The following is a 22225-nucleotide window of genomic DNA, read 5'->3' as shown; positions in this document are numbered from 1 at the left end:
TTAAATCGCTCCTTCTTTGATGAGAGTATCAATGGTTTGCGGTAAGAGGCGGTGTTCCACGTCATGAATCGCGGTTGCCACTTGCGCGAGCGGCTCACCGGCAGCAATCCTCACCGGCTCCTGGGCAATAATCTGCCCCGAATCGATGCCCGCATCGACATAATGCACCGTGACGCCGGTGATTTTCACGCCGTAAGCATAGGCATCTTCAATGCCAGTGCGGCCAGGAAAGCTTGGCAACAAGGCCGGATGTAAGTTGATGATGCGATTGGGAAAAGCCGCCAGCAGCGTCTTGCCAATAATGCGCATGTACCCGGCGAGGACCAACAAATCAGCTGGCGGCAGTTGCTCAATCACCGCTTGTTCAACTGCTGCTTTCGGGGTCCCGCCGTATTCTGCCATGATGACGGGAATCTGCCAGCGCGCCGCCCGCGCCAGTACTGGGGCCTTAGGCTGATCGCACACCACGGCGACAATCTGGGCCAACTGAGAATGGGCAAAATGCGCAGCTAAGGCCTCAAAGTTGGTGCCACTGCCAGAGGCAAAAACAATCAAGCGTTTCATTGTTCCTCCCATTCCACGGCGGAGGTGGTGCGAGGCACCACTTGACCGATAACTTTGGCATGCGGCACCGCTTGTAGCACCGCCGCGCGGTGCTCAGGCGCCACTGCCAGGACCATGCCGATGCCAAGGTTGAAGGTTTGCCGCATGGCGGCATCCGATAAGGCCCCTGCTTGCTGAATGCGGATGAAGAGCTCCGGCCAAGGCCAAGGCGTCAGCCGCGCGGCCAAATCGTCAGGCAGCATCCGGGGCACATTATCCGTGAAGCCGCCGCCAGTGATGTGGGCGGCGCCATGGATCAAGTTCGCCTCAATCAGTGGCCACACGGTATCAACATAAATCCGGGTCGGCGTTAGTAACGCCGCGCGGATCTCCGTACCATCACTCAAGGGCATGGTGCCAAGGTTGGTTTCCGCCAAGAGCTTGCGCACCAGCGAAAAGCCGTTGCTGTGGACCCCGCTGCTCGGCAAGCCAATCAGCACATCCCCAGCCGCTACGTGCCTAGGCAAGAGCTGCTGGCGACTGGCCAGCCCCACTGCAAACCCGGCCAAGTCGTAATGATGCTGCGGATACATGCCAGGCATCTCAGCGGTTTCGCCGCCAATCAGGGCCATGTGAGCGAGGCTGCAGCCATAGGCAATGCCTTTGATCACCGTTTCGGCCCGCTCGACTTGCAACTCATCGGTGGCCATGTAATCTAGGAAAAAGAGTGGCTTGGCGCCATCGGCAATCAGATCATTAGCCACCATGGCGACTAAGTCGATCCCAATGGTGTCATGTTGATCACACTGCAGCGCTAGGAGCAACTTGGTGCCGACGCCATCCGTGGCGGCGACCAGCACAGGCTCCGGCACTTGCGGCAAGGCATAAGCCGCGGCAAAACTGCCAAGCCCGGTGAGCACATTAGCATCCTGGGTGGCCGCCACCACGGTTTTGATGTTGGTCACTAAGGCGTTGCCCGCCTCAATATCGACACCGGCGGCTTTATAATCCATAGCCATTACGCATTCACCTCACTTAGATCCATCGACAAGCAAGCCAGCTCCTCATGCAAATTGGCCGCATAATCATCCAGCGGGGTTGGGTACTGGCCGGTGAAGTACGCCACGCACAAACCGCGATGCGGCGCTGTGGTTTGCAGGCCCACACTGTCTTCCAAGCCCTGCACCGATAAAAAGCCTAAACTGTCCACCCCGAGAATGCGTTTCATCTCCGCCACACTGTGGTTAGCAGCGAATAATTCTTTGGTGGTCTGAATATCGATGCCGTAAAAGCATGGGAAGCGCAACGGCGGGCTGGCAATGCGCAGGTGCACGCTTTTCGCGCCAGCCTCCTTCAGCAGTTGCACGATTTGTTTCGCTGTGGTGCCGCGAACAATGGAATCGTCTACCAGCACTACGCGTTTTCCGGCCACCGTGGCTTTCAGCACGCTGAGTTTCATGCGGACACTGCGCTCACGCAGCGCCTGGGTGGGTTGAATGAACGTCCGCGCCACGTACTGACTTTTGACCAGTCCCAGCTCATAAGGAATACCGCTAGCTTGCGCGTAACCCAAGGCCGCCGAAAGCGACGAGTTCGGCACGCCAACGACAATATCGGCTTCGGCCGGTTGCTCCTTGGCCAGCTGCCGCCCCATGGCCACGCGGGCCTGGTGCACATTGACCCCGTGAATTTCGGAATCCGGCCGGGCGAAATAAACATATTCCATGGCACACACCGCCAGCTGGGTCTTGTCCGTGTAAGCCTGACTTTCGAGGCCTTGGTCGGTGATGCTGATGAGTTCCCCTGGCGCGATGTCTTTGATCAGCTCCGCCCCGACTGCGGTTAGCGCCGCCGTTTCACTGCACACCACATAACCGCCACTAGGCAACTGCCCCACCACCAGCGGCCGAAAGCCCTGGGGATCGCAGGCCGCGTACAAACCGTGTTCCGTGAGCAAGGCAAAGGCAAAGCCGCCATGGACCTGGGTCAAAGCGTCTTTCAACTGCTCCACAAAGGTCGGCTGAGGGCTGCGGCGGAGCAGGTGCATCAAGACTTCGGTGTCGCTAGTCGATTGAAATATCGCGCCACTAGCTTCAAGCTTGGCCCGCAAACTCATGGCGTTGGTCAGGTTGCCATTATGGGCCAAGGCGACCGCACCATCGGCAAACCGAAACAGCAGCGGTTGGATATTCTCCAAAATCCGCCCCCCGGCAGTGGAATAACGCACATGCCCCAGCGCGGCTGGGCCGCGCAAGGCTTGCAAGTCCTCGGGATGAGCAAAGACTTGAGACACCAAGCCAAAGCCATAATGCCGCCGTAGTCCCGCCGGCGTGCGGCCGACAATGCCGGCCCCTTCTTGCCCGCGATGTTGCAGGGTATGCAGCCCCAGATGGGTCAGCTCAACGGCATGAGGATCCCCCCAGACGCCAAACACGCCGCATTCTTCATTGAGACTCTTTATTTCAGCTGCCATGCCAGGGCCTCCTTGTTAAGTTGCTTTAGGGTCGCGACATTGGCGGCCATCGCTTGTCCGGCTGCCTGCACCGTCAGCTCACCTGGCTGGGTGCGACCCAGCCGCGTCGCCAAAGGCCCAGCTAATGCTTCAAAGGCGGCGATATTTGCCGCCGGTACGCTGACCACGAAACGGCCTTGGCTTTCACTGAACCACCATGCCGGTGCCCAGGCCGCCGCCACCGCAGCGCCAATATTGCGGCCAAAGCTCATTTCTGCTAAGGCCGTCAGCAAACCGCCGTCACTCACATCATGCGCCGCGGAGACGAGGTGCTGGCGAATAGCCTGCAGCACCAAGGCTTGGTTTTCTTGCTCCTGCGCCAAGTCCAGTGGCCGCAAACGCCCGCTGACCTCGCCTTGCGTCATTTGCTGAAGCAGGCTACCGTTGAAATCGGCCTGGGTCTGGCCAATCACATAAACGGACTCGCCGGCGGCTTTGAAGCTTGGACTCATGATGGCGGTTAAATCTTCAATCAAGCCCACCATGCCGATCATCGGTGACGGCGCAATCGCTTCGCCGTCGGTTTCGTTGTACAGCGACACATTCCCGGAAATCACCGGGGTGTTCAGCGCCTTGGTCGCCGCGACAATACCCTTGGCGGATTCTGCCAGGCTGTAGAACTGCTCAGGCTTGGTCGGGTCGCCGTAATTCAGACAGTCGGTAATGCCAAGCGGCTCAGCGCCAGTGGCCACCAGATTACGCGCTGCTTCAGCTACTGTGATGGCGCCGCCAATTTCGGGGTCCAAGGCCAGGTACCGACCATTCGAATCGGTGGTCAGCGCCAGCGCTCGGTGCGTGCCGCGCACGCGAATCACGGCAGCGCCCCCACCAGGCCCGACGATGGTGTTGGTTTGGACCTGGGCATCATAGCGGCGGAAAATCGCGGTTTTATCGGCGACGTTCGGATCTTGCAGCACCGCCTCAAGTGTCTTTTTCAGATCAATCGCGCCAGGCTCAAAATCAGCCGCAGGTTGCGCCAACCGGGCGGGCTTAACGCCGACTTGGTGATACACCGGCGCATCATCCGTCAGCAGGCTGACTGGCACATCGCAAACCACTTGGCCATGCTGCAACAGCTTGTATTGATGGTCGAAGCTGACGCGGCCAATCACCACCGCGTCGAGGTCATACTGTTTGAACACCTTAATGATTTCGGCTTCATGCCCGGTGCGCACACACAGCATCATTCGCTCTTGCGACTCCGAAAGCATAATTTCAAACGGGGTCATGTTTGGCTCGCGCTGGGGAATGAGATCCAAGTCCAGCGTCATGCCACTGTTGGCTTTGCCGGCCATTTCCACGGTGGAGGACACCAAGCCGGCGGCGCCCATGTCCTGCATCCCCACCAAAGCCGCTTGGTGGTCGCGGGTCACTTCAAGGCAGGCGTCGACCAACAGTTTTTCCATGAAGGGATCGCCGACTTGAACCGCCGAGCGATTTGCATCTTCTGCCGTCGAGAAATCACCAGAGGCAAAACTGGCGCCGTTGATGCCATCGCGGCCAGTTTTCGCGCCGACATAAATCAACGCATTGCCTGCCCCAGCGGCCTTGCCGCGCTGAATGGCGCTTTCGTCCATCACGCCGACACACATCGCATTGACCAGCGGATTATTTTGGTAAGTCGGCGCAAAGCGGGTTTCGCCACCTACCGTGGGAATGCCGATGGCGTTGCCATAGTCACCGATGCCGGCGACCACCTGATCGATCAGCTGCTTGGTGTGGGCATCTTTGGGATAGCCAAAGGCCAAGGCATCCAAAATCGCCACCGGCTTAGCGCCAATCGAGAAAATATCGCGAATGATGCCGCCAACTCCAGTCGCTGCGCCTTGATACGGTTCCACGGCGCTGGGATGGTTATGGCTTTCGGCTTTGAACACCACGGCCTTGCCTTCCCCGATGGCAATCACGCCGGCGCCTTCGCCTGGCCCCATCAGTACGCGATCATTTTTGGTCCAAAAGGTTTTCAGCACTGGCTTGCTGTATTTGTAAGCACAGTGCTCACTCCACATACCACTGGCGAGGCCGATTTCCGTGTAATTCGGCAGGCGCCCGAGTTTCTCAGCAAAGCGGTCATATTCAGATTCCGTCAAGCCCCATTCCAGATACGGCTTGGTCGTTTTGATAACCGTTGGGGTGGGTTCAGTTTGCATGGATGGCGGCTCCTTTCGTGGCTTGGATCAGGGATTGAAAAACGCCCAACCCGTCGACGCTACCCAGCAGTGCCTCAGCGGCCCGCTCCGGGTGCGGCATCATGCCGAGCACATTGCCTGCTTCATTGGTCAGCCCGGCAATGTCATTCAAACTGCCATTGGGATTGTGCAGATAGCGAAACACCACTTGGCCATTGACTTCCAGTTGCGCCAAGGTCGCCGGGTCGGCATAGTAGTTGCCTTCCCCATGCGCGATGGGCAGCGTGATGATTTGGTCCTGAGCATAGGCCTGAGAGAAGGCGGTTTGATGATTGGCCACCAACAGCGGCTCTGGTTCGCAAATGAATTGCAGACTCGTGTTCCATTGCAGAGTCCCCGGCAACAGTCCGGCTTCCGTCAAAATCTGAAACCCATTGCAGATACCGAGCACATACCCGCCCGCCGCGGCGAAAGCCTTGAGCGCTGTCATCACCGGCGCGAACTTGGCGATGGCCCCGGAGCGCAGGTAATCGCCGTAAGAAAAGCCGCCTGGCACCAGGACCACATCATAACCGGTTAGGTCGGTGGCTTGAGAGGACACTTTCACCGCAGTTTGCCCCAGTACCGTCCCGACGGCGTGCAGTAAATCGTCATCACAGTTCGAACCGGGAAAACTCAGCACTGCCGCCTTCATTGCGCCGCCTCCAGTGCCTTCACCGTGAAGTGGTAGGCTTCCGTGTTGACATTGGCCAGCATTGCATCGCAGATTCGATCCACTTGCGCCTCGGCAGCGGCTTGATCTGGTGCGGTCAAGGTGAGCTCGAAGTATTTGCCAACCGATACCGTGGCGACATTGTCATCCCCGATGCGGGCCAAGGTGTTTTTGATCACTTCCGCTTTGGGATCTAGGACGGAGGGTTTGTAACTAACATAAATTTCTGCTTTAAACATGAGCGGCTCCTTTCAGGCGATCCAAGACCGTTTGATACACCGGGGTCAGTGGCCCCTGCTCCTTGCGAAAAACATCTTTATCCAGCGACTCGCCAGTGGCTTCATCCACCAGCCGCATGTTATCCGGGGACAGTTCATCGGCTAGCACCAAGGTGCCGTCAGCCAGCCACCCAAACTCCAACTTGAAGTCCACCAGCTTGATGCCGATAGCGCTAAACTGCGCCTGCAGCACCAGGTTGACCTGATCGGAAAGCGCATGTATGGCCTTTAGGGTGGCGGGCTTGGCCCACCCTAGAGCGATAATCTGCTCGTCATTGGCAAAAGGGTCGTCTAGCGCATCAGATTTGTAGTAGAACTCGTGGACAGCAGGCTGCAAGGGCAACAAAGGTTCGGTTCGGAACTTACGCTGAAAACTACCCGAGGCAAAGTTGCGCACCACTGCTTCCAGCGGAACCATCTCGCACCGTTTGCACAGCATGGTTTGGTCATCTGGGGTGCTCAGGTAATGGGTCGGAATGCCGGCCGCTGCCACAGCCTTGAACAAAAGGGTTGAAATCTGTAAGTTCAGCGCCCCTTTACCGCTGATCTGCACTTTCTTTTTGCCATTTAATGCAGTGGCTTGATCCTTATACGTGACCCAGAGCACGGCTGGATCATCAGTGGCAAACACGTCTTTGGCTTTCCCGCTGTACAGCAATTCAGTTTTCTTCAAGATGTTCCTCCTCTAAAGCAACGGATGCTAAACGTTCTTCCAACGTGCCCCCTAACACAGTCAAATGGCCCATTTTGCGACCAGGGCGACTTTCGGCCTTACCGTAATCATGCAGATGCCACTCAGGATGTTGCGGCCACAGCCGGCGCGCCTGCGCCAAGTCATCACCCAGTAAATTCCGCATCACCGCCGGGGCAGTTAAGGTGATTGGTGGAATGGCCAAGCCGCAAATGCTCAGGATATGAGCCTGAAACTGAGAAAAATTCGTGGCCTCAATCGAGTAGTGGCCAGAATTATGCGGTCTGGGCGCCAGTTCATTGACAAGGATCTCGGTTTCACTTTCGAACATTTCGACCCCCAGCACCCCGCGCAAATCCAACGCAGTCGCAATTTTAGTGGCCATTTCCACCACGCGGTGCTCCTCTAACCGACTCAAATGCGGCGCCGGCGCCAAGGTCGTATGCAGGATATGGTCCTGATGATGATTTTCCACAATTGGGAAACAGCGCACGGCATCGTTGCCGTCCCGGGTCACCATCACGGCCAACTCACGCGAAAAGGCCACTCGCGCCTCGAGAATACAAGGCCCTTGCGCAACCAACGCGCGAGCGGCAGGTAAATCCTTTTCATTATTAATATCTTGCTGACCATGCCCGTCATAGCCGCCAGTGGTGGTTTTCAAAATCGCTGGCACCCCAATTTCGTGCACGGCCGGAATCAAGGCTTCCTCATCTGGCACTGCGGCAAAATTCGCCGTTGGCACGCCGGTGGTTTTGAGAAACGTCTTCTCCGTGATGCGGTCGCGGGTAATCGCCAGCAGCCGCGTCCCTTGCGGCAAGGCCGCATATTGCTCCGCGGCTTCAAGTGCGGTTAAATCCACATTCTCGAATTCATAAGTCAACACGTCGCTCCGCTGGGCCAATTCGTCCAGCGCGGCGATATCATCGTAGGCTGCCTGTAGCTGAAAATCCGCCACCTGGCCGGCTGGCGCATGCGGGGTGGGATCCAGCACGCCCACCGTGTAGCCCATGGCTTTGGCCGCCAGCGCCATCATGCGCCCGAGCTGGCCGCCACCGACAATACCAATCGTAGCCGGCGGTAAAATCACCTTAGTCATCGAGCCGAGCCTCGCTTTCTTGGGCCGCCAACGTTTGCGCCTGCCGAAAGGCGGTCAGACGTTTAGCCACACTTTGATCACGCACGCTTAAAATCGCTGCTGCAATCAGCGCCGCATTCTTCGCCCCGGCCTCACCAATCGCCATAGTGGCCACCGGTACGCCAGCTGGCATCTGCACGATGGACAGGAGTGAGTCGACGCCATTCAATGTTCGGGTTTTGATCGGAACCCCAATCACGGGCAAAGTGGTATTCGCCGCCAGCATGCCTGGCAAATGCGCTGCACCACCGGCACCAGCAATGATGACATCAATTCCTGCCCCGCGTGCGCTTTTGGCAAACGCGCCTAAGGTGTCTGGCATGCGATGTGCTGATATCACGTGCTTTTCAAAGGAGATACCCAACTGGGATAACAACGCCGTGGCCTGCTTCATGGTCGGCCAATCCGAAGTTGATCCCATCACGACTGCGACGGTCAAGATGGTCACCTGCTTTCTTTGATTGGTTTGAGTTTATCATGGTTAATTGAGAATCTCAACGAAAATACAAATTATTTTAATTGTAATTCGATTTATTGTTCGTGTTTTAGCCAAAGTAAAAGCACAAAAAATAGGCTTTCAGCGTCGGTTTAGCGCTAAAAGCCTGTCAAGACAGGGTTCTATTTACTTTTCCGGATGCCGTTGTTCAAAATTGGCCACCGCACCAATCAAGTTGGCCGCTTCCGCATAATGGCAAATCTTAATCACCGGATGCTGCGAAGCAATCTCGATGGCCTTGAACACATTGACCATGTGCCGCTCAATCCCTGGCAGGAGCTCTGGATTACGCGACACGCCGCCGCCCAACAGGAACAGCTCGGGATCATAGCTGTATTGCAGGTTGAAGATCACCTGCGCCAGCGCTTCATAGAAGCCTTCCACTTCCTCGTGGGCCACGCGGTCGCCATTGGCCGCCCGCTGGAACATTTCCTCGCCGGTGATTTTCTCCCCGGTGCGCTTAGCATACGCTTCAGCGCTGTGGACCACGGTGGCCTGCTCAGACACTGAGCGGCCATTTTGCAGCATGAAGCCGAATTCGCCGCCGAGCAAATGGGCGCCATGTTCGACTTTTCCGTCGGCAATCAACGCCCCGCCGACGCCAGTGCCTAGCACCAACATGGCCACGCGGTTTTTGCCCACTGCGGCCCCACTTTTCACTTCGGCTAAAGCCGCACAGTTGGCATCATTTTCAAAGGCCATCGGTAGGCCAAAACGCTGCTCCAATTCTGGCTGAATCGGGAAGTTGTGAATGTAAGGCAAAGCACTGGCGCCTTCAATCACGCCAGTGGCCTGATTAACCGCCCCTGGGGAGGAAATCGCCACCCCTTTGAGATTGTGACCGGCTTTCATCTTGGCCACTGCTGCTGTCAGGCAGTCATAAAAGCCGCCTAAGTCCTTAGGGGTCGGTTCAGCGAACCGATCTTGCAGTTGTTCACCGTCCCACCGGGCAAACTTGATTGAGGTCCCACCAATATCGATTACAGCTAGTTCCATCTGCTCCATCTCCCGTTACACATTTGTATATACAAATACAGTCTAGCCGTTGGTGACAGCGCTGTCAACGAAAGCTCGCCTTCACCCCAAAAAACGACTCAGCCTTGGCGTTATCACCAAGGATGAGTCATTTTCGTCGAATTAAGCTTTTTCCCCAACCCCAAACGCTAGCCGCAGCGTTTGCATTGGATTGATCCCGCTAATCGTGTAGTAAGCACTGAGCTCCCGCCATTTGACGGTATTGCCGCGGCCCGCGGCAGTGGTATCGATCACAATGGCGCCGCGTTGCGCCAGCGGCAGCGTATTGTTGTGAATAAAATTATCAATGTTTTGCGCGAGCACCTTGACGTAATCAACCCCATCAGCGGTTTTGACCGTGATGGCATAATGCCCTTGGTGCCAAGTCAACGTGCTCAGGTCTGCTTGCTGCTGCAGGTAGGCGGTGATGTCATTGGCCAATCGCACTGCAGTCCCCACCAGCGGCTGGTAAGCTAATGCGGCATCCGCCTGATCGGCTGCCGCGGTACTGGTCGGCGTATGCTTTTGCAGGATCAACGGCGCCAGCGCCGCTTTTTGCTGGGCGGTTGTGAAACTCAGCAAGTAGTCACTCACGTTACCGCTGGCCTTTACTTGGAGCGTCTCCTCATCAGAAAACGGCGTGAAATGAGGAAACTTCACGCCTGGTAGCTTTTTTTCGGTTTGCCGCGCCAGGGTCTTGAGCTGGGTCGGCGAAGTGCCAGGAATTGGTTTCGGTTTGGCCGTTTGACTGGAAGCGGCAGCTTGCGGCTTGGGCGTCGCGGCACTAGCCTGCTTGCCGCAGCCAGCGGCAAACAGGAGCAAGACACAAGCGGCTAGTAATGGTTTTCTCCTCATATTCACACCTCTTTCTAATTGTAGTATAGCGGATGTGATAGCGCTTGCCTACGCTTAGTGAGAAATATTTTCGTTTCAAACCGCCGCCTTTGGGCTTGGCACCAGTCGCCTACTCGGCATTAAAGGCTTGCTTTAATTGTCCATAATTCAGGTCTGCCGTGTTCGGCACAATGATATCGGCTGCGCGCAGCACCCAATCATCACCAATCCCCACCGCAAACTGGCCGGCCGCCTTGATCGCCGCCACCCCTGCCGGCGCATCCTCAAAGCCAATCACCTCATCCGCGTCCAAACCCAGTAGCGCCTGTGCCGCCTGATAAATGTCCGGCGCCGGTTTGCCCTGCTGCACCTTGGTCGGGTCCGCCACGCCGGCGAAGAAATCGGCAATGCCAAGTTGGTCTAAAATTAGTGGCGCATTTTGCGAGGAAGAAGCGACTGCCATCATGACCCCATCGGCTTGAGCTGCGGCGAGCAGGTCGGCAATCCCCGGGAGCAACGCTTGCGGCGTCAGGCGTTTCACCAACGCTTGGTAATGGCGATTCTTGTCTGCCATCAAACTCGCTTTTTCTGCCGCACTGAATTGTTCCAATTCATGACCATACTGTAGCAGTAGGTTCAGCGAATCTAGCCGCGACCGTCCGCGCAAATCCGCATCGGCGGCGGCTGGCAAGTCGATGTTCAGCCGCTCAGCCAGCTCGCGCCACGCCAGAAGATGATACTGCGCCGTATCCGCCAACACACCATCCAAATCGAACAGTAATCCTTTAAGCATCCGCTTCCTCCTTAACTAAATGCTGCATAACGCCACTCACCATCACATCTAGCGGCGCACCTGCCAGCAAACTGACCTGAACCGAGGCACCCACCGCCACGGCCAACAGCCGACCGCGGTAATTCAGCTGGAACCGATAAGCCTGCCAGCCCGGCGGCAAAAACGGGTCAAACCGCAGCTGATTGTGGTCATACCGCATCCCCGCGAAACCTTGGACAATTGTCAGCCAGGCCCCGGTCATGGCCGTGATATGCAGGCCATCGGCAGTGTCGGCATTGTAATTGTCCAGATCCAATCTAGCCGTGCGCTGGTAAAGTTCAATCGCTTTCGCTGGCTGCCCCAGCTCTGCCGCCAAAATCGCATGCACTGCCGGTGACAGGGAACTTTCATGGACTGTTAGGGGTTCATAAAAATCAAAATTGCGTTGTTTTTGGGCAAAAGTGAATTCATCATTCAAAAAATACAGCCCTTGCAGCACATCCGCCTGTTTGATAAACGGGCTGCGCAAAATCCGATCCCAGGACCAATGCTGATTAATGGGCCGCTCTGCCGTGGGGATTGTACTGGCCGGCCGCAAATCCTTATCTAAGAAGGTGTCGTGTTGCACGAAAATCCCGAGGGCCTCATCTGCCGGATAGTACATGTGCTCAATGATGGCTTGCCACTGGGCTTGCTCGGCCGTCGTCACCTCTAGGCTGGCAGTTACCGCGCGGTCCGCTTGCGGCAGCCGCGTCAAGGTGTACTCAAGCGTCCACGCCGCCATCCGGTTGGTGTACCAGTTGTTATTGACATTATTTTCGTATTCATTCGGCCCGGTGACCCCATGAATCATGTATTGCCCGTGGCGCTGAGAAAAATGTACCCGGTCCGCCCAGAAGCGGCTAATTCCCACCAATACCGCAATGCCCTTTTGATTCACATAACTTTCATCCCCGGTGTAGCGCGTATATTGCGCAATAGCAAAGGCGATGGCGGCGTTGCGGTGGATTTCCTCAAAAGTGATTTCCCATTCATTGTGACTTTCCAGACCGTTAAAGGTCACCATCGGATACAACGCGCCTTTTAACCCTTGCTGCTGGGCATTGTGGTAAGCCCCAGGCAATTGATCATACCGATATTGCAACAGCGCCCGCGCCGCAGCCGGAGGGGCAATGCCTAGGTACATTGGCAAGACGTAGGCTTCCGTATCCCAGTACGTCGCCCCACCATACTTTTCGCCGCTAAAGCCTTTCGGGCCAACATTCAGCCGCGGATCTGAGCCATCATAGGTCATCAAGAGCTGGGCCAGATTGAAGCGAATGCCTTGCTGGGCAGCGACATCGCCGGTGATGACGACATCACATTGCGCCCAGCGCTGGGCCCACAGCTGGGTCTGCGTAACCAACGCTTCGGCAAAGCTTTGCTGCTGCAGCTGGGCCATCAACGCTTGCGCCGCCGCTGGCTGATGGCTTGGGGCGATATCACGGCTGGTTAGCACGATGACGTCTTTTTCTAGCACTGCTTGCTGACCGGCCGCTAAGCGCAAATGGCCAGTGGCAACCACCTGGCCCGGACTAGCCGCCACCTTAGCCGCCAGTGGTTGGCCGTTAAGCCGCAGCGCCTGCTGCAAAAACACGGTGAACTGCGGCACTTCATAGGGATTGGGTTTCGTCACCATCTGAAGCGAGTTGGCCGCGGCGTCTGCCTGCACCGGGACCCAAAACCGCTCGTCATAGTTGCTGTCTTCATTGACCACATTGCCGTCCAGCTTAGCAGCGTACTCGATTTGAGCTTGGCCCTGCAACACCTGAATCGCCACTTCGATGAACGCCGCCTGCTTCATCTGGAGCGCTAGGAACCGGCGGAAGGTAAACTGCACCTGAGCCTGACCCACCTCATAGGTGAAGGAGCGCGTCAGCAAGCCTTGGTGCAAATCTAGGCTTAACGAAAAATCGCGATACCGTCCCTTCGCCAAATCCACCCGCTCCCCATTCACTGTGAACTGCAGGTCAATGAAACTCGGCGCATTGATGGCCTTACCAAAATACGGCGGGTACCCATTTTTCCACCACCCGACCCGCGTCTGATCGGGAAACCAGACGCCACCTAGATAAGTGCCGAGCAGCGTGTCGCCGGAATAGTCTTCCTCAAAGTTCCCACGCATTCCCATGTAGCCATTGCCCATCGCCGTCAAACTCTCTTGCAGCCGCTTGTGCGCCGGTGCCAAGGCATGGGTGCCAATCACCCATGGGTCAAGGTCAAACAGCCTGTTCATCGCTCCACCCTCGCTTTCACGTCTCTTACCAGTTGCCTCTACAATTGACCGATAACAAAGCCCTTTGGCGCCAAGATGCCATCCTGGTATCGTTGGCTGAGTCCAGCAGCCGCCACTACCGCGACCGGCCTGGGCGTGGTATTGAAATAACCCACGATTTGCTCCAGACCTGACCGAGTGACGCGGATCAAACCTGGCGCAGTCACCATCAGTTGAACCTCACCTGTATCCAAAGTCCCCGCGTGCTGCCGCCGATAACGCACCACGGCCTGTACCTTTTGCCACCAAACACTGCCGAGCTGCAGCCAAGCCATTGGCCGCCGATTATCGGGATCTGGCCCACCAGTCATCCCCATTTCCGTACCGTAATACAGCCCTGGCATCCCCGGCTGCAGGAACATAAACGCCAGTGTCTGCAAGGCCAAGGCTTGGTCGCCATCAGCCAGCGTGAGCAGCCGCGGGGTATCATGCGAATCTAGCAAATTCAGCATGGCTTGATTGATCGGGGTGCGATACCACATGCGCTGATCGGCCAGCTGCGCCACCAGCGCCGGCGCAGCTAGCTCGCCGGTCAGAAAATGGGCCAAAATGGTTTCGGTAGCAGGATAATTCATCACCCCATCAAACTGATCGCCATTCAGCCACGGCTGACTGGAATGCCAGACCTCCCCCAGAATCAAGCAATCGGGTTTGACGGCATGCACCGCTACCCGGAATCGCCGCCAAAAATGATGATCCACCTCATTGGCCACATCCAGCCGCCAGGCATCGATGTCAAACTGCTTGAGCCAATAGGTCGCGACTCCAAGCAGATACGCCTGCACCTCAGGATTGGCGGTGTTTAATTTGGGCATGCTGGCTTCAAAGGCAAAGGTGTCATATTGCGGCACCGGCGAGATGACATCACTGTGCAGATGAAACCACCCGGCAAACCGCGATTGGCGGCCGTGTTTGACCACATCCTGCCACTGCGGGCTTTGCGCCCCGAGGTGATTAAACACCCCATCCAGCATCACCTTCATCCCGCGTTGATGGGCTGCGTTCACCACCTGCGCGAACAAAGCCTTATCGCCAAAAGCGGGGTCAATCGCGTAGTGGTCAACCGTATCGTATTTATGATTGGACGGCGCAGTAAACAGCGGACAAAAGTAAAGACCATTGACGCCAAGCGCCTCCAGATCCGCCAAGTGATCGAGCACCCCTTGCAAATCGCCACCGAAAAAATCCGTCCGGCTCGGGTGCGCGTCAGGTGCCCAAGCGCGCGTACCAGCGGGATCATTGCTCACTTCTCCGTTGGCAAACCGCTCCGGAAAAACCTCATACCACACGGTGCTTGCCGCCCACGCTGGCGGGCAAGCAGCATCGATGACATGCAAATAAGGTAGCCGAAAGCCATCCCGCCGGCGATTGACCGGCGTATCAGGGCGCACACCGCGGTCGGTGGCCAGCAGCACCGTGCCATCCACCCCCACCACTTGAAATAGGTACTGCATGCGGCGATAGGGCACAGTGACAGCCAGGGTCCAGTGGTCATCAGTCGCCCCAGTGGCTACGCGCGTCATCGGCTGAGTGTGGTAAACCCACACTGGATCGTCCTCTGCCGCCGCGGTCAAGTACGGGTCGCCATATAGCAAATTCACTTGGGCGACATCGCCTTTGGCTGTGTGAAAGCGCACCTCCACCCGGTTTGGCCCCAGCAAATAACAATCCTCTGAATCTGGTCGATGTTTCAGCGCTGCTGTATTCATCACTTTGCCTCCTTGTATGCGCTTTCAGATTACGCAATATTACCCAAAGCGACAAGTAAAACCACTTGGAATCAAAAAAACCACCGCGATGACTCGCGGTGGTTCTGCAGAACAGGTTTACTTATCTTCCGCGGTGAATTCGGCAACGAGCTTTTCGTTGTCTTCATTCGTGGTGGATTCGGTAACGGCACGTTCTGCCAGCGTCTGCATGTATTCAGCAGACAGGTGCTTCATCTGGCTGCGCACGCGCAGAACAGACGTTGCTGACATGGAGAACTCGTCGAGCCCCATGCCCATCAAGATTGGCACCATGATTGGGTCGCCAGCGGCTTCCCCACACATGCCAGCCCACTTGCCTTCTTTGTGTGCCGAGTCGATGATGTGCTTGACTAAGCGTAAAATGGAAGGGTTGTATGGCTGATACAGGTAGGAAACCCGTTCGTTACCCCGGTCAGCAGCCATCGTGTACTGGATCAAGTCGTTAGTCCCGATTGAGAAGAAGTCGGCAACCTTGGCGAACTGATCGGCTAAAACCGCAGCGGCAGGAATTTCCATCATCATCCCGGTTTGGATGTTGTCGGAAACCTTGACCCCTTCTTGAACCAACTTGTCCTTTTCTTCCAAGAAAATCTTCTTGGCCGCTTTGAACTCGTTGATTGTCCCAATCATTGGGAACATGATCCGCAGATTACCAAAGGCAGACGCCCGGATGAGCGCACGCAACTGGGTGCGGAAGATATCCTGCCGGTCCAAGCTGATGCGAATCGCACGATAACCCAAGAATGGGTTGTCTTCAGCTGGCAGTGGCAGGTATGGCAGCTTCTTGTCGCCACCAATGTCCATGGTTCGCACAACGACTGGTTTTGGATTCATGGCTTCCAAGACTTGTTTGTAAGCCTGGAATTGGTCTTCTTCGCTTGGTAGCTCAGAAGAATCCATGTACAAGAACTCAGTCCGGTACAAACCGATGGCTTCAGCCCCATTGGCCAGTACGCCATCCAAATCCTTAGGCGTCCCAATATTGGCCCCAAGTTCAAAATGCTTACCATCGGCGGTGATGGTCTTAGCTGTCTTCAGCTGAGCCCATTCTGCCTTCTGGGCGGCATAATCTTTGGCGGCTTTTTCGGAAGCAGCGATTTGGTCGGCGCTCGGGTCGATGGTGACTTCACCAGTCAAGCCATTAACCGTCAAGGTTTGGCCGTTGGTGACATCCTTGGTCACTTCATCTGTCCCAACGACAGCTGGAATTTCCAAAGAACGAGCCATGATGGCGCTGTGCGCAGTCCGGCCACCAATATCGGTCACGAACGCCTTGACGAATTTCTTATTCAGCTGAGCGGTATCAGATGGGGTCAGATCGTGGGCAACCACGATGACTTCTGAATCAATCAACGCTGGGTTCGGCAACGAACGACCAAGCAAATGCGCCAACACACGCGTGGACACGTCGCGGATATCCGCTGCGCGTTCTTGCATGTATGGGTTGTCGGTCATAGCCTCGAAGGTCGTGATAAAACCGTCGGAAACTGACTTCAACGCTGATTCAGCGTTAACGCTGTCGTCTTTGATCTGAGTTTCAATGGCCCCGGTAAACTCTGGGTCAGCCAAAATCATCATGTGGGCATCGAAGACTTGCGCCTCTTCTTCCCCTAATGACTCAGCCGCTTTGGCCCGGATGGTCTCCAGTTCCGAATTACTTTGATCGAGGGCGGTGTGCAACCGGTCGATTTCCTTTTGTGCATCATCAATCGTGGACTTTGAAAATGACAAATCGGGTTGCACTAAGAGGTATGCCTTCGCCGTAGCGACGCCATCACTTGCCGCGATCCCTTTAAGTTCTTTTGTCATTAGTTGGACAGGCCTTCCTTTTTCATCGTTTCTTCGATTGCAGCGATGGCTTCTTTTTCATCAGCGCCTTCTGCGGAAATCGTAACGTCGGCACCCTGGCCAACACCCAGGCTCATAACGCCCATGATGGACTTCAAGTTAACGCTCTTACCCTTGTATTCAAGGTTGATATCTGAGTTGAACTTGCTTGCGGCCTGAACCAGCAAGGTGGCTGGACGGGCGTGGATCCCTGTTTCTGCTACAACATTAAATTCGCGTTTTTCCATGACTAATCTGCTCCTTCGTATTTAAACTTTTGCCGAATAGAATGAGGCATTCTATTTCTTGTAAACCTTACCATTATTCCGTTTTCACGGCAAGTGGTGGCTGTGGTTTTATTCATCCGTTGCGGATTGGTAGTGATAAATAATGATGCCCTCACGCTTAGCTGAGCCAACGATTTCTTTGCGCGCTGGGTAATTGGTCCAGGCGCTACGAAAAGCCAGGAACGTTTCTGGCGTGATCTCGATTTCATCAAGCTTGCCAGCCCGTAAATCGTCCATCATTTGCACGTAATCAGGTGCCATTCGCTTGCCCCCTCTCCGGAGACTATTTTAGACTAGAGGGGGCAGGATGACTAGTCATTCAACCCGGGTTTAACAGCAAAAAAGTGTGGTTGAGGCCACGGGCGAGGTCGAGGCAGCGCCGAGGCGCGGTGGTGCTGCTGCGGGGTCGGCTGGAGCCACAGGGCGGTCTCCAGCCTCAAATGCGAGCCAGCATCGCGGACGCTCAACGCTGTCTCCCATTTGCCCCCAGTCGACACAGGAGCAGCCTGCTGCGCAGTCTCCTCGTGTGTCGACTGTTTCGCTGCCGCACCACCGCGCCTCTCTGCCACCTCGACCACACCCGCTAGCTAACAGTAACGACTTCACTTTTCGTGTTGCCTTGAGTCAAATGACATCTCCTTTACGCTACACTTGGCAAATAAAGGATTGCAGATTATAGGATAAAGCAGGAAGGTCAGCAGGTAACCCCTACTGTAATCGAGCGGGTGACGTTGGTGGTGAGCGGAGCTTGGGGCGCGAGGCTAGCCGTGAAACGATGAGGACTAGTCAGACTGCGCATTTGGCAGGCTGACCAGTCCTCATCGCGGCAAAGTTGAAGACAGCAATGAGCGAAGCGAAGCTGGCTTCAACTTTAGGCCCGAGACCGCCTTTTGGCTCGGGCCGGCCGCACTGGCTGCCTCGCGCCCCAGGCGGAGCCCACCACCAACGTCACCCGCGTTCTCCAAACTAAAAGTAAGAAAAATTAGCACTCTAGGGTCGAGAGTGCTTGCATTTTGGTTTGAAGGGTGTAAACTTAAACCAAGGTCAAAGAAGGTCAAAATTCTTGACCACTCTGCAAAGCGGCAGAGGAAGCGAAGAAGAAAGGTTGTGAACAACGGTGCTCTGTGAAAACTGCCATCAAAACCCGGCCACCATTCACCTGTATACCAGTGTTAATGGTCAGCGCCAGGAAATCAACCTATGCCAAAACTGCTATCAGCAGCTTAAACAACAAGCAGGAGGCAATATGAACCCAACGAATGCAAGTAACGATCCGTTCGGCTTCAACAGCCTTGATGACATCTTCCGCGCCATGGCTAATGGCGCCCAAGGCCAGCCAGACCAAACCCCACCCACTCAAAGCGGGCGCGGCGGCAATGGTAACGGCAACGGCCGCGGGGGCAATGGTCGCGGCGGCCAAGGCGGCAACTCCGTCTTAGGTCAATTCGGCGTGAACCTCACGGCGAAAGCGAAGAATGGCGAAATCGATCCGGTCATCGGCCGGGATGGTGAAATCGCCCGAGTCATCGAGATTTTGAACCGCCGCACGAAGAATAACCCTGTCCTCATCGGGGAAGCTGGGGTGGGTAAAACCGCTGTGGTTGAAGGGCTTGCCCTGAAAATTGCTAACGGTGAGGTCCCAACCAAACTGCAAGACCGCCAAGTCGTACAACTCGACGTGGTTTCGCTGGTGCAAGGCACCGGGATCCGCGGCCAGTTCGAACAGCGGATGCAGCAGCTGATCGATGAACTGAAGAAGAACCCGAATATCATCTTATTTATCGACGAAATTCACGAAATCGTCGGCGCTGGTAACGCTGAAGGCGGCATGGATGCCGGCAACGTGCTCAAGCCCGCCCTCGCCCGCGGCGAATTGCAGCTGGTGGGTGCAACGACTTCCAATGAATATCGCCAAATCGAAAAAGACTCCGCCCTCGCCCGGCGCTTGCAACCCGTCACGGTGGAAGAACCGAGTCCCGAGGAAACCATGGCGATTCTCAAAGGCATCCAGCCGCGTTATGAGGCGTATCATCATGTGAAATACACCGATGACGCGATTGAAGCCGCAGTGAATTTGTCCAATCGCTACATTCAGGATCGTTATTTACCTGACAAAGCCATCGACTTGCTCGACGAAGCTGGCTCTCGCAAGAATTTGACCATCACGGTGGCTGATCCCAAAGCCATTCAGGCCAAAATCGACGAAGCCGAAAAGCAAAAGCAAGACGCCTTGAAGCAGGAAGACTACGAGAAGGCCGCCTTCTACCGCGATCAAGTGTCCAAGCTGGAGAAAATGCAGCAAACGGACACCAAGCAAGCTGACAGCGATACGCCTGCCGTCACCGAAAAGGACATGGAACAAATCGTTGAACAGATGACGAATATCCCAGTCGGCGAGCTCAAGGAGCAGGAACAGCAACAGTTGAAGAACCTCGTCCCTGATCTGGAAAGCCACGTCATTGGTCAAAACCAGGCCGTGGAAAAAGTGGCGCGGGCCATTCGCCGCAACCGGATTGGCTTCAACAAGACTGGTCGCCCAATTGGTTCTTTCCTGTTCGTCGGCCCGACCGGCGTGGGTAAAACCGAGCTGGCCAAACAGCTGGCTAAAGAACTATTTGGTTCCGAGAACGCGATGATCCGGTTTGACATGTCGGAGTACATGGAAAAGTTCAGCGTGTCTAAGCTCATCGGTTCGCCTCCTGGCTATGTCGGCTATGAAGAAGCTGGTCAGCTGACCGAGCAAGTACGGCGTAATCCGTACAGCTTGATTTTGCTGGACGAAATCGAAAAGGCCCACCCTGATGTAATGAATATGTTCTTGCAGATTCTGGATGATGGTCGTTTGACGGATAGTCAAGGCCGCACTGTTTCCTTCAAGGACACCATCATCATCATGACTTCTAACGCCGGCTCCACCGACGCTGAAGCCAACGTCGGGTTTGGCGCTTCGATTAACGGTACCTCCAAGTCCGTGCTCAATCAGCTGGGCAACTACTTCAAACCTGAATTCCTTAACCGCTTCGACGATATTGTCGAATTCAAGGCTTTGGATAAAGCAGATTTGATGAAGATTGTCAGCTTGATGATTGCCGACACCAATGCCAATATCAAAGACCAAGGCTTGACGATTAAAGTCACCGAACCGGTCAAAGAGAAGTTGGTTGAACTGGGCTTTGACCCAGCGATGGGGGCCCGCCCACTGCGCCGTGTCATTCAGGAACAAATCGAAGACCGCGTGGCAGACTACTATCTCGATCACCCACAAGCCAAAGCACTTGAAGCTAGGATTGAAAAAGGTGATATTGCCATCACTGATAGTGCTACCGCGTAACAAACGTGCCGCCAGTTTCAGCTTGAAACTGGCGGCATTTTTGTTATTTAAACGGGGGGTGGCCGATTAAAATGATGAGTTATAACAGAATAGTGAGAAAGTTTTGGTTTTTGGTCACCGTTCCCTTATAATGAAGTCAGATAATTCGAGACTGGGGGCATACATTATGCGGTTGATCGACAACACCAATAGCTACCCGCATCTGGTGGCACAGCAGCTCGCCCATACCGACACGAACTATATCAAGGTCTATTCCCTAGGGAGTACCACAGTGATTTTCACCAGGGCGCAGGGCCACGATGAGTTACTGTTCACCAATGAGCGGCGCAATATCAAAGATCCAGAAATTGCCTTTGCGTTGGATAAGCTCTCCAATGTCGCCTTTAAGGATGTCAACGTCATTCGCGGCGATAAGCTCGCCGAAGTGTCCTTGACCACGGAAGAAATCTGATTAAAGGCCAGGCGCCAGCACATGGCGCCTTTTTTGTCTGCTAGGAGGTCACCATGAGTTTTCTTTCAACGCTAAAAGCCCTCTTCACGCGCCCTGCCCGGCGGCAACCGCCAACCCGGCCACATGCCGAACCGGCGGCGGGGCAACCGCAGCCCGCCCCCAACCGGCCCACTAATGCCCCACGGGTGGCGAACAGCTTACCGCCAGCCACCGGCCCAACGAGCCGCAACGTGCGCGTTGCCGTCTATTACCGGCAGCGCGGCATGCAAAAGGCCCTCTATCCGGCTCAATATTTGCACGGCCCGACTGGCGCTAAGCTGACTTTCCCGTGGCCAGTGCTACCCGGGTATGAGCTTGTCGAAATCACCGGCTATATTGACCGCTTTCCGCCAACCAACCAGGTCATCTACCTTCTATACGAACCGCATCTGGCCGCCCCGGTTACCATTTATCACCGCGACGAGCAAGGCCATCTCTTAACGGCGCCCCAGCTACATATTGGCCCTCTCAATGCCAGCTTCACGGCGCACGCGCTGGCAGATTACCCGCTTGCCGCCGGCGAAACCGCGACTCAGCAAGGACACTTCACCAAAACTGCGCAGACAGTGCGCTTCCGTTATCAACTCAGCCCTGAGCTCACGCGCGAGGCCGCTCCGGCCACCTATGTGGAACTGCTGGGCGCCAAACCAGCCTACGCGACGCCCAACGCGCCCAGCGCCTACCGCCGCACCTTACCGCTGCATTCTTTTTGGCGCGTCTTCAGCATTGCGCAAAGTGCCACCGGTGACATTTGGCTCGATTTAGGCGGGAGTCTGTGGATTACCGCTGATCTCACCATGCCGCAGGACACCAATCCCTACCTGCCCGCGCCTGCCACCTTGCGGCTCCCTGACCCGGCCCGGGCCGTGACCTTCACGCCGATTCAACAGGTCGCCGTCGTCGATACCTTCAGTGGCGTTTCCTTATGGACCGCGCCTTACGAAATGGTTAAACCAGACCGCTTGGCCGCAGGTAGCACGGTGCAACTGATTCGACTGGCGGTGGTCAGTGATGGTAGCCAGTGGTATCAGCTCAGCACTGGCGCTTATGTCCAGGGCCTGTATCTTAAATTAGCAGAAGCATCAACCAGCTAGGCAAAAGGCCATTGG

At 55.8% G+C, this 22225-nt stretch carries 20 protein-coding genes; 3 read left to right on the top strand and 17 right to left on the bottom strand.

The genetic code is table 11. From position 1 onward, the window contains the following. The 17 genes from purN to EKM90_RS08950 form a co-directional block, all read right to left on the bottom strand. Positions 1-564, bottom strand: a complete 564-nt coding sequence (gene purN / locus EKM90_RS09030; RefSeq protein WP_125581860.1) for a phosphoribosylglycinamide formyltransferase — start codon at positions 562-564, stop codon at positions 1-3. Then, positions 561-1562 (bottom strand): phosphoribosylformylglycinamidine cyclo-ligase, encoded by a 1002-nt coding sequence (purM, locus tag EKM90_RS09025; RefSeq protein ID WP_125581858.1) that lies wholly within the window; start codon positions 1560-1562, stop codon positions 561-563. The genes purN and purM overlap by 4 nt, the downstream gene beginning before the upstream one ends. Beyond that, entirely contained in the window at positions 1562-3016 is a 1455-nt protein-coding gene (gene purF, locus EKM90_RS09020; RefSeq protein ID WP_125581856.1) for an amidophosphoribosyltransferase, read from the bottom strand. The genes purM and purF overlap by 1 nt, the downstream gene beginning before the upstream one ends. Next, on the bottom strand, positions 3001-5205 hold the full coding sequence (gene purL, locus EKM90_RS09015) for a phosphoribosylformylglycinamidine synthase subunit PurL (protein WP_125581854.1): 2205 nt from the start codon (positions 5203-5205) through the stop codon (positions 3001-3003). The genes purF and purL overlap by 16 nt, the downstream gene beginning before the upstream one ends. Continuing rightward, positions 5195-5878, bottom strand: coding sequence for a phosphoribosylformylglycinamidine synthase subunit PurQ (purQ, locus tag EKM90_RS09010; RefSeq protein ID WP_125581852.1), 684 nt, complete (start codon positions 5876-5878; stop codon positions 5195-5197). The genes purL and purQ overlap by 11 nt, the downstream gene beginning before the upstream one ends. Then, complete coding sequence (purS, locus tag EKM90_RS09005) at positions 5875-6135, bottom strand: phosphoribosylformylglycinamidine synthase subunit PurS (RefSeq protein ID WP_125581850.1); 261 nt, start codon at positions 6133-6135, stop codon at positions 5875-5877. The genes purQ and purS overlap by 4 nt, the downstream gene beginning before the upstream one ends. Beyond that, positions 6128-6850: a phosphoribosylaminoimidazolesuccinocarboxamide synthase gene (purC, locus tag EKM90_RS09000; RefSeq protein ID WP_164507935.1), complete on the bottom strand. Its 723-nt coding sequence runs from the start codon at positions 6848-6850 to the stop codon at positions 6128-6130. The genes purS and purC overlap by 8 nt, the downstream gene beginning before the upstream one ends. Next, on the bottom strand, positions 6834-7964 hold the full coding sequence (purK, locus tag EKM90_RS08995; protein ID WP_125581846.1) for a 5-(carboxyamino)imidazole ribonucleotide synthase: 1131 nt from the start codon (positions 7962-7964) through the stop codon (positions 6834-6836). Before purK ends, purC begins: the two co-directional genes overlap by 17 nt. After that, positions 7957-8445 carry a 5-(carboxyamino)imidazole ribonucleotide mutase gene (gene purE / locus EKM90_RS08990; RefSeq protein WP_164507934.1) on the bottom strand — a complete coding sequence of 163 codons (489 nt, stop codon included), beginning with the start codon at positions 8443-8445 and terminating at the stop codon, positions 7957-7959. The genes purK and purE overlap by 8 nt, the downstream gene beginning before the upstream one ends. Positions 8446-8625: 180 nt before the next feature. Then, positions 8626-9495: an ROK family protein gene (locus tag EKM90_RS08985; RefSeq protein ID WP_125581844.1), complete on the bottom strand. Its 870-nt coding sequence runs from the start codon at positions 9493-9495 to the stop codon at positions 8626-8628. Between the two features lie 141 nt (positions 9496-9636). Further along, positions 9637-10368 (bottom strand): hypothetical protein, encoded by a 732-nt coding sequence (locus EKM90_RS08980; protein WP_125581842.1) that lies wholly within the window; start codon positions 10366-10368, stop codon positions 9637-9639. Between the two features lie 109 nt (positions 10369-10477). Then, the gene (pgmB, locus tag EKM90_RS08975; RefSeq protein WP_125581840.1) at positions 10478-11140 is read right to left on the bottom strand and encodes a beta-phosphoglucomutase; all 663 of its coding nucleotides are present in this window, start codon (positions 11138-11140) and stop codon (positions 10478-10480) included. After that, complete coding sequence (locus tag EKM90_RS08970) at positions 11133-13394, bottom strand: family 65 glycosyl hydrolase domain-containing protein (protein WP_125581838.1); 2262 nt, start codon at positions 13392-13394, stop codon at positions 11133-11135. The genes pgmB and EKM90_RS08970 overlap by 8 nt, the downstream gene beginning before the upstream one ends. Positions 13395-13432: 38 nt before the next feature. Next, the gene (locus EKM90_RS08965; RefSeq protein ID WP_125581836.1) at positions 13433-15142 is read right to left on the bottom strand and encodes a glycoside hydrolase family 13 protein; all 1710 of its coding nucleotides are present in this window, start codon (positions 15140-15142) and stop codon (positions 13433-13435) included. A gap of 117 nt (positions 15143-15259) precedes the next feature. Next, positions 15260-16990: a phosphoenolpyruvate--protein phosphotransferase gene (gene ptsP / locus EKM90_RS08960; protein WP_125581834.1), complete on the bottom strand. Its 1731-nt coding sequence runs from the start codon at positions 16988-16990 to the stop codon at positions 15260-15262. After that, positions 16990-17256, bottom strand: a complete 267-nt coding sequence (locus tag EKM90_RS08955; protein ID WP_054665507.1) for a phosphocarrier protein HPr — start codon at positions 17254-17256, stop codon at positions 16990-16992. The genes ptsP and EKM90_RS08955 overlap by 1 nt, the downstream gene beginning before the upstream one ends. A 108-nt stretch (positions 17257-17364) precedes the next feature. Continuing rightward, positions 17365-17556: a hypothetical protein gene (locus EKM90_RS08950; RefSeq protein ID WP_125581832.1), complete on the bottom strand. Its 192-nt coding sequence runs from the start codon at positions 17554-17556 to the stop codon at positions 17365-17367. Positions 17557-18412: 856 nt separating this feature from the next. Here EKM90_RS08950 and EKM90_RS08945 point away from each other — a divergent pair. From EKM90_RS08945 to EKM90_RS08935, 3 genes are all read left to right on the top strand, one after another. Then, positions 18413-20626, top strand: a complete 2214-nt coding sequence (locus EKM90_RS08945) for an ATP-dependent Clp protease ATP-binding subunit (protein ID WP_225422803.1) — start codon at positions 18413-18415, stop codon at positions 20624-20626. 166 nt (positions 20627-20792) lie between these two features. After that, positions 20793-21077: a DUF1827 family protein gene (locus EKM90_RS08940; RefSeq protein ID WP_125581828.1), complete on the top strand. Its 285-nt coding sequence runs from the start codon at positions 20793-20795 to the stop codon at positions 21075-21077. 53 nt (positions 21078-21130) lie between these two features. Then, entirely contained in the window at positions 21131-22210 is a 1080-nt protein-coding gene (locus tag EKM90_RS08935) for a MucBP domain-containing protein (RefSeq protein ID WP_125581826.1), read from the top strand. Positions 22211-22225: the final 15 nt, after the last annotated feature.

The sequence above is a fragment of the Lacticaseibacillus suibinensis genome, assembly GCF_003946175.1.
Lineage (GTDB): Bacteria > Bacillota > Bacilli > Lactobacillales > Lactobacillaceae > Lacticaseibacillus > Lacticaseibacillus suibinensis.
The sequence above is the reverse complement of the archived record's forward strand: the minus strand, read 5'-3'. Positions and strand labels throughout refer to the sequence as shown.

Bases quoted from the DNA above. Each gene is read 5' to 3' on its own strand.
- purN (WP_125581860.1), bottom strand. From the start codon at position 564: ATGAAACGCTTGATTGTTTTTGCCTCTGGCAGTGGCACCAACTTTGAG.
- purM (WP_125581858.1), bottom strand. From the start codon at position 1,562: ATGGCTATGGATTATAAAGCCGCCGGTGTCGATATTGAGGCGGGCAAC.
- purF (WP_125581856.1), bottom strand. From the start codon at position 3,016: ATGGCAGCTGAAATAAAGAGTCTCAATGAAGAATGCGGCGTGTTTGGC.
- purL (WP_125581854.1), bottom strand. From the start codon at position 5,205: ATGCAAACTGAACCCACCCCAACGGTTATCAAAACGACCAAGCCGTAT.
- purQ (WP_125581852.1), bottom strand. From the start codon at position 5,878: ATGAAGGCGGCAGTGCTGAGTTTTCCCGGTTCGAACTGTGATGACGAT.
- purS (WP_125581850.1), bottom strand. From the start codon at position 6,135: ATGTTTAAAGCAGAAATTTATGTTAGTTACAAACCCTCCGTCCTAGAT.
- purK (WP_125581846.1), bottom strand. From the start codon at position 7,964: ATGACTAAGGTGATTTTACCGCCGGCTACGATTGGTATTGTCGGTGGC.
- EKM90_RS08985 (WP_125581844.1), bottom strand. From the start codon at position 9,495: ATGGAACTAGCTGTAATCGATATTGGTGGGACCTCAATCAAGTTTGCC.
- EKM90_RS08980 (WP_125581842.1), bottom strand. From the start codon at position 10,368: ATGAGGAGAAAACCATTACTAGCCGCTTGTGTCTTGCTCCTGTTTGCC.
- pgmB (WP_125581840.1), bottom strand. From the start codon at position 11,140: ATGCTTAAAGGATTACTGTTCGATTTGGATGGTGTGTTGGCGGATACG.
- EKM90_RS08970 (WP_125581838.1), bottom strand. From the start codon at position 13,394: ATGAACAGGCTGTTTGACCTTGACCCATGGGTGATTGGCACCCATGCC.
- EKM90_RS08965 (WP_125581836.1), bottom strand. From the start codon at position 15,142: ATGAATACAGCAGCGCTGAAACATCGACCAGATTCAGAGGATTGTTAT.
- ptsP (WP_125581834.1), bottom strand. From the start codon at position 16,990: ATGACAAAAGAACTTAAAGGGATCGCGGCAAGTGATGGCGTCGCTACG.
- EKM90_RS08955 (WP_054665507.1), bottom strand. From the start codon at position 17,256: ATGGAAAAACGCGAATTTAATGTTGTAGCAGAAACAGGGATCCACGCC.
- EKM90_RS08950 (WP_125581832.1), bottom strand. From the start codon at position 17,556: ATGGCACCTGATTACGTGCAAATGATGGACGATTTACGGGCTGGCAAG.
- EKM90_RS08940 (WP_125581828.1), top strand. From the start codon at position 20,793: ATGCGGTTGATCGACAACACCAATAGCTACCCGCATCTGGTGGCACAG.
- EKM90_RS08935 (WP_125581826.1), top strand. From the start codon at position 21,131: ATGAGTTTTCTTTCAACGCTAAAAGCCCTCTTCACGCGCCCTGCCCGG.